This is a genomic window from Cellvibrio sp. PSBB006 (assembly GCF_002162135.1).
Lineage (GTDB): Bacteria > Pseudomonadota > Gammaproteobacteria > Pseudomonadales > Cellvibrionaceae > Cellvibrio.
In genome coordinates this window covers 3,608,034-3,621,776 of sequence record NZ_CP021382.1, presented here as the reverse complement: position 1 = coordinate 3,621,776, position 13,743 = coordinate 3,608,034, and the positions used below count along the sequence as shown (strand labels likewise).

14 protein-coding genes are annotated in these 13,743 nt (G+C 53.2%); 12 read left to right on the top strand and 2 right to left on the bottom strand.

What is annotated here, in order from left to right; translation table 11 throughout:
- Nucleotides 1-35: 35 nt before the first annotated feature.
- The 3 genes from CBR65_RS15005 to mutM all read left to right on the top strand — a co-directional run bounded on the left by CBR65_RS15005 (nucleotide 36) and on the right by mutM (nucleotide 4,296).
- A complete protein-coding gene (locus CBR65_RS15005) occupies nucleotides 36-1,700 on the top strand; it encodes a cation:proton antiporter (RefSeq protein WP_087467610.1) in 1,665 nt (554 codons plus the stop codon).
- Nucleotides 1,701-1,804: 104 nt separating this feature from the next.
- The gene (locus CBR65_RS15000) at nucleotides 1,805-3,205 is read left to right on the top strand and encodes an HDOD domain-containing protein (RefSeq protein ID WP_087467609.1); all 1,401 of its coding nucleotides are present in this window, start codon (nucleotides 1,805-1,807) and stop codon (nucleotides 3,203-3,205) included.
- Between the two features lie 278 nt (nucleotides 3,206-3,483).
- Nucleotides 3,484-4,296: a bifunctional DNA-formamidopyrimidine glycosylase/DNA-(apurinic or apyrimidinic site) lyase gene (mutM, locus tag CBR65_RS14995; protein ID WP_087467608.1), complete on the top strand. Its 813-nt coding sequence runs from the start codon at nucleotides 3,484-3,486 to the stop codon at nucleotides 4,294-4,296.
- A gap of 22 nt (nucleotides 4,297-4,318) precedes the next feature.
- Here mutM and coaD read toward each other — a convergent pair whose 3' ends face one another.
- Nucleotides 4,319-4,801 carry a pantetheine-phosphate adenylyltransferase gene (gene coaD, locus CBR65_RS14990; RefSeq protein WP_087467607.1) on the bottom strand — a complete coding sequence of 161 codons (483 nt, stop codon included), beginning with the start codon at nucleotides 4,799-4,801 and terminating at the stop codon, nucleotides 4,319-4,321.
- A 252-nt stretch (nucleotides 4,802-5,053) separates the two neighbouring features.
- Here coaD and CBR65_RS14985 point away from each other — a divergent pair, with 252 nt between their 5' ends.
- On the top strand, nucleotides 5,054-5,482 hold the full coding sequence (locus CBR65_RS14985) for a fibronectin type III domain-containing protein (RefSeq protein WP_087467606.1): 429 nt from the start codon (nucleotides 5,054-5,056) through the stop codon (nucleotides 5,480-5,482).
- Between the two features lies 1 nt (nucleotide 5,483).
- Here the strand turns inward: CBR65_RS14985 and rsmD are convergent, their stop codons facing one another.
- The gene (gene rsmD, locus CBR65_RS14980) at nucleotides 5,484-6,035 is read right to left on the bottom strand and encodes a 16S rRNA (guanine(966)-N(2))-methyltransferase RsmD (protein WP_369825623.1); all 552 of its coding nucleotides are present in this window, start codon (nucleotides 6,033-6,035) and stop codon (nucleotides 5,484-5,486) included.
- A gap of 143 nt (nucleotides 6,036-6,178) precedes the next feature.
- On the opposite strand from rsmD, the gene ftsY reads away from it, so the two are divergent.
- The 8 genes from ftsY (at nucleotide 6,179) to CBR65_RS14940 (ending at nucleotide 13,714) form a co-directional block, all read left to right on the top strand.
- Nucleotides 6,179-7,267 (top strand): signal recognition particle-docking protein FtsY, encoded by a 1,089-nt coding sequence (ftsY, locus tag CBR65_RS14975; protein WP_087467604.1) that lies wholly within the window; start codon nucleotides 6,179-6,181, stop codon nucleotides 7,265-7,267.
- A complete protein-coding gene (gene ftsE / locus CBR65_RS14970) occupies nucleotides 7,264-7,932 on the top strand; it encodes a cell division ATP-binding protein FtsE (protein ID WP_087467603.1) in 669 nt (222 codons plus the stop codon). Before ftsY ends, ftsE begins: the two co-directional genes overlap by 4 nt.
- Nucleotides 7,929-8,948, top strand: a complete 1,020-nt coding sequence (gene ftsX, locus CBR65_RS14965; protein WP_232461210.1) for a permease-like cell division protein FtsX — start codon at nucleotides 7,929-7,931, stop codon at nucleotides 8,946-8,948. Before ftsE ends, ftsX begins: the two co-directional genes overlap by 4 nt.
- Nucleotides 8,949-9,141: 193 nt before the next feature.
- Nucleotides 9,142-9,996, top strand: coding sequence for an RNA polymerase sigma factor RpoH (rpoH, locus tag CBR65_RS14960; RefSeq protein WP_087467602.1), 855 nt, complete (start codon nucleotides 9,142-9,144; stop codon nucleotides 9,994-9,996).
- A gap of 69 nt (nucleotides 9,997-10,065) precedes the next feature.
- The gene (locus CBR65_RS14955; RefSeq protein ID WP_087469094.1) at nucleotides 10,066-10,443 is read left to right on the top strand and encodes a DUF423 domain-containing protein; all 378 of its coding nucleotides are present in this window, start codon (nucleotides 10,066-10,068) and stop codon (nucleotides 10,441-10,443) included.
- 42 nt (nucleotides 10,444-10,485) lie between these two features.
- Nucleotides 10,486-11,217 (top strand): tRNA (guanosine(46)-N7)-methyltransferase TrmB, encoded by a 732-nt coding sequence (gene trmB, locus CBR65_RS14950; protein ID WP_232461209.1) that lies wholly within the window; start codon nucleotides 10,486-10,488, stop codon nucleotides 11,215-11,217.
- Between the two features lie 175 nt (nucleotides 11,218-11,392).
- On the top strand, nucleotides 11,393-12,442 hold the full coding sequence (locus CBR65_RS14945) for an OmpA family protein (protein WP_087467601.1): 1,050 nt from the start codon (nucleotides 11,393-11,395) through the stop codon (nucleotides 12,440-12,442).
- A 219-nt stretch (nucleotides 12,443-12,661) separates the two neighbouring features.
- Nucleotides 12,662-13,714, top strand: coding sequence for an OmpA family protein (locus CBR65_RS14940; protein ID WP_087467600.1), 1,053 nt, complete (start codon nucleotides 12,662-12,664; stop codon nucleotides 13,712-13,714).
- The last annotated feature ends 29 nt before the right edge of the window (nucleotides 13,715-13,743 follow it).

The window sequence follows — 13,743 nt, the reverse complement described above, 5'->3', positions numbered from 1 at the left end:
ATACTCCCGACAACTTTTTCCTGCGAGTAAATGCCATGGACACTGACGTTATCGCCCACAGTCCGTTTGTCGAATTTTCCTTACTCCTGCTGCTGGCGGCACTCTTTGGTGTCGCCGCCAAATTTTTGCGCCAACCGCTGATCGTTGCGTTTATCGCGTTGGGCATCCTGGCGGGCCCGGCGGGCATGGACATGATCTTCTCCCCCGATAAAATTCATTTAATGGCCGACATGGGCATTGCCATTTTATTGTTTGTGGTGGGTTTGAAACTGGATCTCGGCTTGATTCGCACCACCGGGTGGGTCGCATTATCCACCGGCCTCGGGCAAGTTATCTTTACCTCCCTGTTCGGCTTTTTAATTGCGCTGGCGCTCGACTTCAGTGTGATGGCATCACTTTACATTGCCATTGCATTGACCTTCTCCAGCACCATCATCATCGTCAAATTACTGTCCGATAAAAAAGAGATTGATTCACTGCACGGTCAAATTGCCGTGGGCTTTTTAATTGTGCAGGACATCGTCGTGATTCTGGTGATGATTGCCCTGTCCGGCATGAGCCAGAATACTGACGATGGCTTGTTAAAAATTATTGCCCTGATGAGCCTGAAGGCCATCACGTTGATTGTATTAACCGGCTTGATGATGAAATTCGTCTGGCCGCGTTTGACACGTTTTCTGGCCAGTTCGCAAGAGTTGTTGGTACTGTTTGCCATCGCCTGGGCGGTGGCCATGGCAGCGGGCAGCGAGCTTGTGGGTTTCAGTCGCGAGGTGGGTGCGTTTCTCGCGGGCGTGTCTCTGGCATCAACACATTACCGCGAAGTCATCAGTGGTCGCCTGACCAGCATTCGCGATTTCTTTTTATTATTCTTCTTCGTTAACCTCGGCGCGCAACTGGATTTTTCATTGCTCGGCGAACAACTTTGGCCAGCGCTGTTACTTTCATTGTTTGTGCTGATCGGCAACCCACTGATCGTTATGGTCATCATGGGGTTGATGGGCTACCGCAAACGTACCGGTTTCCTCGCCGGACTGACCGTAGCGCAGATCAGTGAATTTTCTTTGATCTTCGCTGCCCTGGGCATCAGCATCGGTCATATCAATGATGACGTGTTAGGGCTAATTACATTAGTGGGATTGGTCACCATCGGTTTATCGACTTACATGATTATTTACTCGCATCCGTTATTTGAAAAACTCTCGCCCTTACTCGATATCTTTGAGCGCAAGAATCCATTTCGCGAAGCACAGACGCGCCGCAATGAGGAGCGCGAACTGGATGCCATCATCTTTGGGCTCGGGCGCTATGGTGGCAACATTGCGCGGCAATTGCGCAAGCAAAACCTAAACATTATTGCGCTGGATTTTGATCCACAATTGATTAAACGCTGGCAAGAGGAAGGCGTTGATACACAGTACGGCGACCTGGAAGATCCCGAGCTTGCCGAACAACTCCCGCTTAAGCACACCCGCTTTATTATCAGCAGCGTTCCCATGGTCCATGCCAATATTGCGCTGCTCAAAACACTTCAACGTGCTGGCTTTGCCGGCAAGACGGTGTTAACCGCCCACCGCTCAGAGGATGCCGGCATCTTGCAGGCAAACGGTGCTGACCGGGTGCTGATGCCATTCAACGATGCCGCTGAGTTGATTGGTGAAAAAATCAGCGACTTATGCAAAAAGCCACTGACTGAAAACTGAAACAAAACCAAAGCTAATATGAGATGCGACCAGGCCCGCACGCCCGGCATTTTTGCAAAGTCCATCTATACTGAGAGAACCCATCTTCTCCCAGGATAATAACAATGAGCGATATTCGCGGATTGCAGGCGTGGATGCGCGTGCTGTCGGATCAGGATTTGCCCACGCTGAATTCCGTCGTTAAAGCCATCTGTGAACTCAGCGACGACAATCAAAGCTCAACCCACGATCTCACCCAGATAATTTTGCGCGACGCAGACCTGACATCGCGCGTACTCAAGATCGCCAACTCTGTACACTACAACCGTTCCTTCACCCCCATCAAAACGATCTCTCGTGCGATTGTGCAAATCGGTTTTATCAACTTAAAAAACATCACCCTGGCCAGCTCGTTGATCGACAGTTTTCTCAAAGGTAAGCCGCGCGAATTATTGATCCAGCGTCTGGCAAAATCCTTTCATGCTGCTGTGCAGGCGCGGGCGATGGTGCCTTACCTGAACAACGAAAAACAGGAACAGGTTTTTATTGCTGCCCTGCTGCGCCACATCGGCGAGCTGGCTATCCTGTCCACCGGACGCGAGGCAGCGGAAAAATTTATTGTTGCGCGGGACTTGCACCCGGAAAATGAATTAGGTTTGAGCATGGAATACCTGGGGGTAGATATTCATCATCTCAACAAATCCCTGATTCGCGAATGGTCCCTCGGCGAGTTAGTCACCGAGGCCTGCGACCGTCAAGGCAAACACAGTTTGATGGCGCACGTGGTCAATCTCGGCAATGAAGTCAGCCTGCATATTCACAAAGGCATGCAACACGCGCGCATGGTGCAAGTATGCGAACAGATCAGCGAACAATGCGAAATATCGATAGAAGATGCGCACAAACAAATTTTATTGATGGCTGAAGAAGCCTCCGTGATCGCCAAAACCTACGGCGCAGAAAGCTTGTTAAAAGCCCTGCCCCAACGCGATGCCATTGAAGCAAAACAACCCGCCCAGCCCACCGGTTATGAGTTGTCGCAGTACCTTAATCAAATGCACACGCTGATGATTGAAGGTGAAAGTATGTCCGCCGTGATGCAAAGTGCAGTGCTGGCATTACAGGAAGGTGCGGGCATGCAAAGGGCTGCTATCGCCATGATGGATTACGAAAGCAAGTGCCTCGATGTTCGCTATATTGCCGGGAATGGCACCAATCATTGGCGCGAAAACGGCCGAATAGAACTGGAACGTTTGCATAAGGGAGAGCTGCTGCATGAATTTTTGCGCGCGCAACAACCGCTGTGGCACGAGTCCGCCAAGGACACGACACCGCCGGGCATGTTGCGCAAATTTATCCAGGGTGGCGATTGCATGCTGGGTGGGTTAAAGATTAATAAACGGATTGTTGCCGTGGTGTATGCGGACGGAGCAGGCAAGGTTATGACAGAGCGGCAATTCGAAGAATTTCAATTGGTCGTGAATCAATTGAATCTGATGTTGCGGATTAATGCAGTGAGCAATTGATTTTCTGTTACCCGCCGGGTGCTGCTGAAAAAATAAAAGACGTCCTTGTCGAAAAACGATGCTGTTGAATCGCAAGCACAAAATAGCAATTCCCAAGCCAGCTTTATAAACACCATAAGAATCAGCGTGTTACAAATAATTATTCGCACCGGAACAAAGAAGGATGTAAGGAATGTCATCTAATAATTTGTGAGGACCCCTCGCACTTGAAGGAAGTTCTGGTTATAAGGCGTTGAATGCTATAGTGCGCCGTCCAGCTATGACGGTGAAGATCATCCATGCCCGAATTACCCGAAGTTGAAACAACCCTGCGCGGTATTACCCCCCACATCCTCGGCCGCCAGGTCACCCGGCTGGTTGTGCGCCAGCCCCGTTTGCGCTGGCCGATTCCCGCCGAATTAACCACCTTGCTGGTGCGCCGAAAATTGCTTGCGGCCAGCCGCCGGGGTAAATATTTATTGTTGCAATTTGCCCATGGCCACGCGCTGATTCATTTGGGTATGTCGGGTAGTCTGCGTATTGTGAAGGCTGCCGATGCGCCGCAATTGCACGATCATTTTGATTTGATCTTCGGCGATATTGTCCTGCGATATTGCGACCCGCGCCGCTTTGGTTGCCTGCTGTGGCTGGAGGGCGATCCTCTGACTCATTCACTTTTGATGCATTTAGGTCCCGAGCCGTTAACAGCGGAATTCACCGCAGACTATTTGTTCCAACGCACGCGGCGGCGCAACCAGGCCATCAAACAGTTCATCATGGACAGTCGGATCGTGGTGGGGGTCGGCAACATCTACGCCAATGAGTCGCTGTTTATGTCGCGTATCAAACCGACACGCAAAGCAGGTTCCTTGACCCGCAAAAACTGTGAGGACCTGGTGCGCGATATTCAATTTGTGTTGCAGCGCTCGATTGACCAGGGCGGTACAACCCTGCGGGATTTCGTCGGTGGCGATGGCAAACCCGGTTATTTTAAACAGCAACTGTTGGTCTACGGTCGAGGCGGAGAAGCCTGCGTGATCTGCGGCAAACCACTCAAGGAAATTCGCATGAATGATCGCACCACGGTTTACTGTACGAATTGCCAGAAATGATCATCGCCGGCTTAACAGCGTGTTAGTTGCGAGCGAATTTTTTTACTAATGCCGATTCAACGGCTGGGGCAACAAATTTACTGACATCACCACTGAGCAGGGCGATCTCGCGCACGATGGAAGAAGAAATATAAGAAAGGTGTTCAGCAGGGGTCAGAAATAAACTTTCCATCTTTGGTTCCAGTGCGCGATTCATATTGGCTAACTGAAACTCGTATTCAAAATCCGATACCGCACGCAAACCGCGCAAGACAGCCTGGGCACTTTTCTGGCGCACGAAGTCGACCAGCAAAATATCGAACCCACAAACTTCCACGTTGGGCAAATGGCTCAGGGTTTCCTGGGCCAGCTCTACCCGCTCATCCAGGGTGAATAAAGGATTTTTTCGACTACTGGCCGCGACCGCGACAATGACCTTATCGAACAGCCGGCAGGCGCGCTCCACGAGATCAATATGGCCGTTGGTGATGGGGTCAAATGTGCCGGGATAAACAACAGTACGCATAACCAATCTCGATTCGGTCGCTGTCATGCAGCGGGACGCAGATAGTACAAAATTCACTGTGGACTGGCCAGTGATCCCTTACCAGTAGCTCAGCCATGTCGCCCACCGCTAACCACTCATCGGCCCAACACACTTATCAACGACTTGCATTTGACCACCACCGGCAGACGCTATATGTTACTCGACGCACAGAGATTCCATCTGCCCATGCCCGGCAGATGAACGGCGAAAACATAAGAAGGAATATCATCGGTGAATAACGCGGACAACCTCAATTCCCTTTGCTACCAACAGCCCTGGCGGCACACCGCCGTGCTAATAACCTTGTGCCTGGCATTAGTGCTTGGCGCCTGCGGCGGTGGCGAAGGTGGCAATGACAGCGGAAATAACACCCCGCCACCCGGCGGCGGTGATACCGACATCGAAGGCCCGGTTACCTTGAGCTGGACGCCGCCGGTTCAGCGTGAAAACGGCGATGAACTGGATATCACAGAGCTGGGCGGCTATGAGCTTCGTTATCGTCTGGAAACCGAACAGAAATATATCTCTGTCATCATCGAAGACCCTTGGACGACGGATTACTACATCGAATGGCTGGAAGGGCGGCATGAATTCCAGATCGCCGCCTTTGACAATACAGGACTGTATAGCGAATTTGTGTCCCTGCAACCTGGGGGTTGAGTCAAGCGGGATGAAGGCGGTAGAACAGTCGGTAGCTCACCTGTCCGGCCTGTTTATCGCGATGCAGGGTCCAGTTAGGCGGCACCTGATAAGCCGACTCGCGCCCCGACTCGATATAGACGATGGCTTCATCAGCCAGCCAACCACCGGTTTCCAACGCATCCACCACAGCTTGCCACAGGTTTAGCTGAAACGGCGGGTCGACAAACACCACATCGAAAGGCGTTGCGGAATTCCCTTGCTGAAGCAGGGTCAGAGCATCCGCGTTTATCAGACTGCCCTGATCCGCCTTAAGCAGGGCGAGGTTTGCGCGCAATTGCGCAGCGGCTTTCGCATCCCGCTCCACCAGCAGGCTGGCGCCCGCACCCCGTGACAAGGCCTCCAGGCCCAAGGCCCCGGAGCCGGCAAACAGATCCAGACAGCGGGCACCGCGAATGTCCGGCGCCAGCCAATTGAACAGGGTTTCCCGAATCCGGTCGCCGGTGGGCCGCAGACCGTCCACATCGGGAAAACCCAGCTTGCGGCCCCGCCATTGACCGCCAATGATACGCAATTGGTTAGCTCCCCTGGCTGGTTTCAGGCGGGCTTTGGCAGGTGATGGGGCAGACGGTTTCAACAGCAGGCGCTCTCTCTGGTCACAACAGAAGTGGTAGGATAGCGCCTTTCTTTTCTGTCGATAAGCAACGAATTCTCTCTATGTTCTTCAAGAAGCTCTTCAACAAGTCTGAACCCGAGTCTCCGGAGGCTCCCGAGGTTACCCAGGAACAAACGCCTGCGGAGCCATCCGGGGAGGAAGTTTCCGCTGAGCCCCCGCTCCTGGCAGAAACGCCCGCCCAGCCGGAGCCCGCTGCCAAACCCGGTTTTTTTGCGCGGATCAAACAAGGCCTGAGTCGCACCAGCAATAACTTCGCCGAAGGGCTGGGCAACCTGTTCCTCGGCAGAAAAAATATCGACGATGACTTGCTGGAGGATATCGAAAGCCAACTGTTGATCGCCGATGTGGGTATTGAAGCAACCACCGAGATTGTCGATAACCTCACCCAGCGCGTCGCCCGCAAGCAATTGGCGGATGCCGATGCCTTGTTTCGCGCGTTACGTGAATTGCTCGCTGGATTGCTACGTCCGGTGGAACAGCCGCTGGTCATTGATAAAACCAGACAGCCTTACGTCATTTTGGTCGTCGGGGTAAACGGCGTGGGCAAGACCACCACCATCGGCAAACTGGCCAAGCGCCTGCAAAACGAAGGCAATAAAGTCATGTTGGCGGCGGGCGATACCTTCCGTGCTGCTGCGGTGGAACAGCTACAGGTCTGGGGTCAGCGCAACAATGTGCCGGTTATCGCCCAGCATACCGGTGCAGATAGTGCATCGGTCATCTTCGATGCCGTGCAAGCTGCTCAATCGCGCAAGATAGATGTGATCATCGCCGATACCGCCGGGCGCCTACACAACAAGGATCATCTGATGGATGAGCTGAGCAAGGTCAAGCGCGTAATGGCCAAGCTGGATGTCAGCGCACCCCATGAAGTTCTGCTGGTATTGGATGCCGGAACCGGTCAAAACGCCGTCAATCAAGCACAACAGTTTATCGATGCCGCCGGCGTGACCGGTATCGCCTTGACCAAACTGGATGGCACCGCCAAAGGCGGCGTGATCTTCGCGCTGAGCAAGAAATTCGGCCTGCCGGTGCGCTTTATCGGCGTGGGCGAGGGTATCGATGACCTGCAGCCCTTTGCGGCCGAGCCTTTTATCCAGGCGCTGTTTAATCAACAGGACAGCCTGTGATTCGTTTTGACACCGTGAGCAAACGTTACGCGTCCGGCCACGAGGCGCTTACCCGGGTCGACTTTGAGGTCGAGCGCGGCGAGATGGTCTTTCTCACCGGCCATTCCGGCGCCGGCAAAAGTACCTTGATGAAGCTTATTATGTTGATGGAGCGCCCCACCCAGGGGCAGGTCTTTGTCGACGGACGCAACCTCAATCGCCTGTCATCCGGGCAAATCCCTTACTACCGCCGCAATGTGGGCGTGGTCTTCCAGAATCACCAATTGCTGTTTGATCGCAGCGTCTTTGACAATGTGGCCCTGCCGCTGCAAATCGCCGGCAATACGCCTGCGGAAACCGGTCGGCGGGTGCGCGCAGCATTGGACAAAGTAGGCCTGTTGGATAAAGAACAACAAAATCCCATCGTGTTATCCGGCGGTGAGCAGCAACGCGTGGGTATTGCGCGCGCCGTAGTCAATAAACCCTCCGTGCTATTGGCCGACGAACCCACCGGCAACCTCGATCCGGAGCTTTCAGCGGAGATCATGAATTTATTTCGCCAGTTTAACGAAGTTGGCGTCACCATCATGATCGCCAGCCATGACCTGGAACTGCTTAAACGCATGAATAAACGTGTGCTTGGGTTGAGCCATGGCCAGGTCGCTCACGATGGAGTGCTCTGGTGAAACCTGTACGCCCGAATCGCTCTGCCGGCAATGAACGCACACCACCGCAAGCGGCTCGCCCGCAAGGTGCGGTACAAAGCAAATCCCGTATTGGCGATCGCTTCGATGCCTGGATGGCCCATCACAGTACCACCGCCATCGACAGCTTGCTGCGCCTGCTGCACACCCCCTTGCAAAGTCTCATGACTTGGCTGGTGGTCGCCATTGCCGTGGCCTTACCGGCGATTCTTTATATTGCATTGACCAACATCGAGAACATTGGCTACAGCTGGCAGGATTCCAGCCAGATCTCCGTTTTTCTCAACAAGCAGGTCTCCGATAATCAAGCTGAAGACCTGCGCCGCCGCTGGGTGAATCGGCCGGATATTGCCCAGATAAGCTATGTCTCTCCCGCTACAGCGCTGGAAGAATTCAAGGTTGCCTCTGGCTTGGGCGAGGTTGTTGATAGCCTGGAGGAAAATCCGTTGCCCGGCGTGCTGCTGGTGCAACCGGGGCTGGCCGGCAGCACACCAACGGGACTGGAAGCACTGGAGCAATCACTCCGCAAGGACCCGCTGGTGGCCGATGTGCGTATTGATATGCAATGGGTTAAACGCCTGCATCAGTTCATGGCGGTCGCCCAGCATGTCGTGATGGCGTTGGCCGGCTTGCTGGCGCTGGGCGTAATTTTGGTGATCGGCAATACCATTCGCCTTGCCATTGAAAATCGGCGCGACGAAATCCTGGTGGTTAAGCTGGTGGGTGGTACCAATGCTTACGTGCGCCGCCCATTTCTCTATACCGGCCTCTGGTATGGTCTGGGCGGCGGCTTGCTCGCGCTGGTGCTGTTAGGCATTGGCTTAAGCTGGCTCGGTGGCCCTGTCGCGCAGCTGGCTGATCTATATCAAAGCAGCTTTCGTTTACAGGGCTTAGGCTTTATCCACAGCCTGCAATTGGTGCTGTTGGCCGGTATTACCGGGCTGCTGGGCGCCTGGATTGCGGTAGGGCGACATTTGTCACATATTGAGCCTCATTGAGTCGACCCGGCCCTGGCCATAGAAATTTGCAATTGATCAAATGCTTGCCAAATGAATCAATATTTATACAATCTTGCACCCAACCTACTGATTTGAAACGGTTTTACGCGATCACTACGGAACTTGTTGCCACATAGCACTCTAATCTGACTAGTGCTACACTCGACCTACATCTTTACTGGAGGTAACTTACATGAGCACAAGTCTGCAACCTATTGGCGTTCTTGCCCCAGGTGCAAACCTCAATGCCTATGTTCAAGGAGTCAGTGCCTTCCCGATCCTCACGGTGGAGCAGGAACAGGAACTGGCGGAAGATTTGTATTACAACGGTAATCTCGACGCGGCGCGCAAGCTGGTAATGGCGCACTTGCGGTTCGTGGTACATATCGCTCGTTCATATAACGGCTATGGCTTGCCTTTGGGCGACTTGATTCAGGAAGGCAACGTCGGTTTGATGAAAGCGGTTAAACGCTTCAACCCGGAAAAAGGCGTGCGCCTGGTGTCTTTCGCCGTGCATTGGATCAAGGCCGAAATACACGAATTTATCCTGCGCAACTGGCGCATCGTGAAGATCGCTACCACCAAGGCACAACGCAAACTGTTCTTTAACCTGCGCGGCGCCAAGAAGCGTTTGGCGTGGTTGAGCAATGATGAAGCCGCAGCGGTAGCAGAAGATCTGGGCGTAGACATCAAACACGTACGCGAGATGGAAGGTCGTCTGGCATCTTACGATGCAGCCTTCGATGCGAGCGATGACGATGATGACGACAGCTACGTCGCACCAGCTCATTACCTGGAAGACAATCGCTATAACCCGGCCACTCAGCTGGAAGCCGCCGATTGGGAAGAAACCAGTGTGAACAGCCTGGAACTGGCGATGGAGAAACTGGATGACCGCAGCCGTACCATCCTGCAACGTCGCTGGTTGAACGATGACAAGGCCACCTTGCATGACCTGGCTGCTGAATATGGTGTCTCCGCCGAACGTATTCGTCAGTTGGAAAAAAATGCGATGAACAAGGTTAAGAACATGATGCTGGAAGCCTGATCCGGCCCATGTCATAAACGATCAAAAGCCGCGCCAGTGCGCGGCTTTTTTATTATCAGAGACGCACCCATGGGACAATGGCTATTACTTTGCGCCGCACTCAGCGGATTCCTCGCCGTCGGCCTTGGCGCCTTTGCCGCCCATGGGTTGAAGGCCCGGTTAGCGCCAGAGATGCTCGCCGTCTTTCAAACCGGCGTGCAATATCAGATGTATCACGCATTGGCATTGCTGGGCATCGCAGCCTTGCTGAAATTTGTTGGCCATAACATCTGGCTGCAAACTGGCGGCATTCTATTTATCATCGGCACCCTGTTATTCAGTGGCAGTCTTTATGGTCTTGCTCTTGGTGGTCCGCGTTTACTCGGGCCAATTACACCATTAGGCGGTGTATGCTTTTTACTAGGCTGGCTCTCCTTAATGGCAGCTGCCATAAAATTAAAATTCTGATCAACGGATTTTTCTTTCCCCTTTCTCCTGAAAATTTTTCCCATGTCTATTGATACCAAGCTCGACGATCAACCGACCTTCGAGATCAAACCCGAGTTCAAACCCAAGTCCATCCGCAGTTTTGTTATTCGCGCTGGCCGCATTACGCTCGGCCAAAAAGCGGCCTTTGACCAATGGTGGCCTGACTATGGTTTAAGTTTGCACAATGGGCTGTTAAACCTTACCGATATTTTTCAGCGCGAGGCACCGACTGTCCTGGAGATCGGGTTCGGTATGGGCGACTCTTTACTGGAGATGGTGCGCAATGAGCCGGACAAAAATTTTATCGGTATCGAAGTACATCCACCCGGTGTGGGTCGCCTGATTAATCAGGCCGGCAAGGAAGGCTTGAGCAACCTGCGGGTATTTATGGCCGATGCGATGGATGTCCTCGACGATTGTATTCCCGATGCCAGCCTTGATCGCTTACAACTTTATTTTCCCGATCCCTGGCACAAAAAAAAGCATCATAAACGGCGCATTGTGCAGCCGACTTTTGTGCAAAAAATCCGCCAAAAATTGAAACCCGGTGGCGTGTTTCACCTCGCAACAGATTGGCAGAATTATGCCGAACATATGCTGGAGGTGATGAGCCAGGCGGAAGGATTTGGCAACCTGTCTGAAGCCGGTGATTACTCCCCGCGACCGGTTTATCGTCCGATTACAAAATTTGAAAAACGTGGTGAACGTTTAGGTCACGGCGTATGGGATTTGTTATTCCAACGCCTGAACTAATTTGTTATCGTGCGCGCAATTCAATATAACAATGACAGGGATATCACTTGTTGCGTTGGCTGTGCGTGAAGGTGAATACGCTCAACGCTTTTTGCACATGTTTGCAGACAACCGGTACCTGATCTGCCGGTCAATCACGCGTTAATGACCCCAGCTATTTTCAAAGGAGAACGAAATGGCGAACAAACAACTTCTGGTGTCTGCTCTTATTGCAGCTGCTGCCCTCCCCTTCACAGCCAATGCCCAAGACCATAAAGAGAGCCACAAACTCGAACTGCATCTCGGCGCTGGTCGCACCTTCTTTGAAGAACCACTCGAAAATGCCAATCACCTGAACCTCGGCCTGGGCTATGTGCTCAATGAGCGCTGGACCCTCGATGCTATCGCCAGTGGTTACAGCACCGATACTGAAACCGGCGCGATTGAAATTGATGGCCGCCAATACCGTCTGGATATGCTGTACCACCTGGACACGGTCAATGCATGGCGGCCTTACCTGGCCTTCGGTGTGGGCGACCAGGAACGCGAGGCAGACGGCGCTGAAGGTGTGCGGGATACCCTGCTTAATCTGGGCGCCGGTGCCAAACGTCGCTTGGGCAATAACTGGGAATTTCGTACTGATGTACGCGCCTTCAATAGCCTTGATGAAGAATATACCGATGTCGCGTTGAACCTCGGCATCAGTTATCTGTTTGGCGCCAAGCCTGTTAAAAAAGCTCCGACACCAGCCCCTGTGGTTGCTACCGCGCAAGAAGCTGACAGCGATGGTGACGGGGTGCTGGACTCGCAGGATAAATGCCCCGGCACTGCCCGGCAGTACAAGGTTGATGCTGATGGCTGCCCGATGAAATTGACGGAAACGGTGTCGGTCAATCTGGCGGTAAAATTTGATACCAACAGCGCAGTCGTCAAAGAAGAATACATGGCCGACATCAACAATCTGGCTACGTTCATGAACCAATATGCCAACACGGTCGTCACTGTTGAGGGCCACACCGACAGCAGTGGCTCTGACGCTTACAACAAAACCTTATCGCAACGTCGCGCTGACGCCGTGCGTGATGTTCTGGTACAGCGTATGGGTATTGAAGCAGATCGCGTAACAGCCGTAGGTTATGGTGAAGAACGCCCGATTGCGGACAATGAATCTGTTACCGGTCGCGAACAGAATCGTCGCGTCGTCGGCGCGGTTTCTACCAAAATTACCACCACCGAAACACGCTGATTTCCAGCACAGGACTCAGCGAAGGCGACAGGGAAGTCGCGCAATCGTTATCCACAGTTCTCAAACGCTTTACTGGTCGCAGGCGTTTATGTGTGAGCACAAACAGACGTTGTTTCATCAAAATGTCTTAATGCCCGCACATTTACAGGTACATCTGCACCGGACCACCCCTTAAACCTCGTTGTTAAATTCCACCTGCTATTGCTCAAGGAGTAACAAATGGCAAACCCATCGGCAAAAATTCTTACCTTATCTGCACTGATTGCCGCTGCCAGTACCGGTGTCAGCGCACAAGATCACACGGCAGAAATCAACCTCGGCATTGGCCGCATCCTCTTCGGTAACGACCTGGATGACACCAACAACTACCACCTCGGCCTGGGTTTACCCATCAGCGACCGCTGGACATTGGAAGTCGTTGCCAACGAATACGATGCAGATGCACAAGAGACCGGCGTTGACGTGCGCGGCACCCAATACCGCCTCGATGCGCTCTATCACTTTGGCGACGACCAAAGCTGGCGTCCCTACGCAGCATTCGGTGCAGGCGATCAACGCCTGAGTCCGGAAGGCGGCGACCCCAGCCATGAAACCCTGCTCAACGCCGGCCTCGGTTTGAAGAATCGCTTCGCGCGCAACTGGGAATGGCGCACTGACGTGCGTTTATTTAACAGTCTCGATGAAGAATACACCGATGTCGTGTTCAGCACCGGCATCAGCTTCCTCTTCGGTGCAGGCGAAACCCGCCGCGCAACACCAGCACCGGAACCTGTCGCAGCGCCCACTGTGATCGAAGAAGCGGACAGCGATGGCGACGGCGTACTGGATTCCAAAGACAAATGCCCCGGCACCGCGCGTCAATACAAAGTGGACAGCGAAGGCTGCGTGCTGAAATTGACCGAAACCGTATCAATCAACCTCGCGGTGAAATTCGATACCAACAGCGCCGTGGTGAAAGAAGAGTACATGTCGGACATTCGCGACCTCGCTACCTTCATGAACCAGTATGAAAACACCCAGGTCACGGTTGAAGGTCACACCGACAGCAGCGGTGCCGATGCCTACAACAAAACCCTGTCACAGCGTCGCGCCAACTCCGTTCGCGATGTATTGATCCAACGCATGAACATCGAAGCGGACCGTGTAACAGCCGTCGGTTTTGGTGAAGAACGTCCGGTTGCCGACAACAACACCGTCGAAGGCCGCGAGCAAAACCGTCGCGTTGTGGGTGCAGTGTCAACCCGTATTACGGTGAACGAAACACGCGATTGATTTGATTGATAAGCAAATAAAAAACCCGG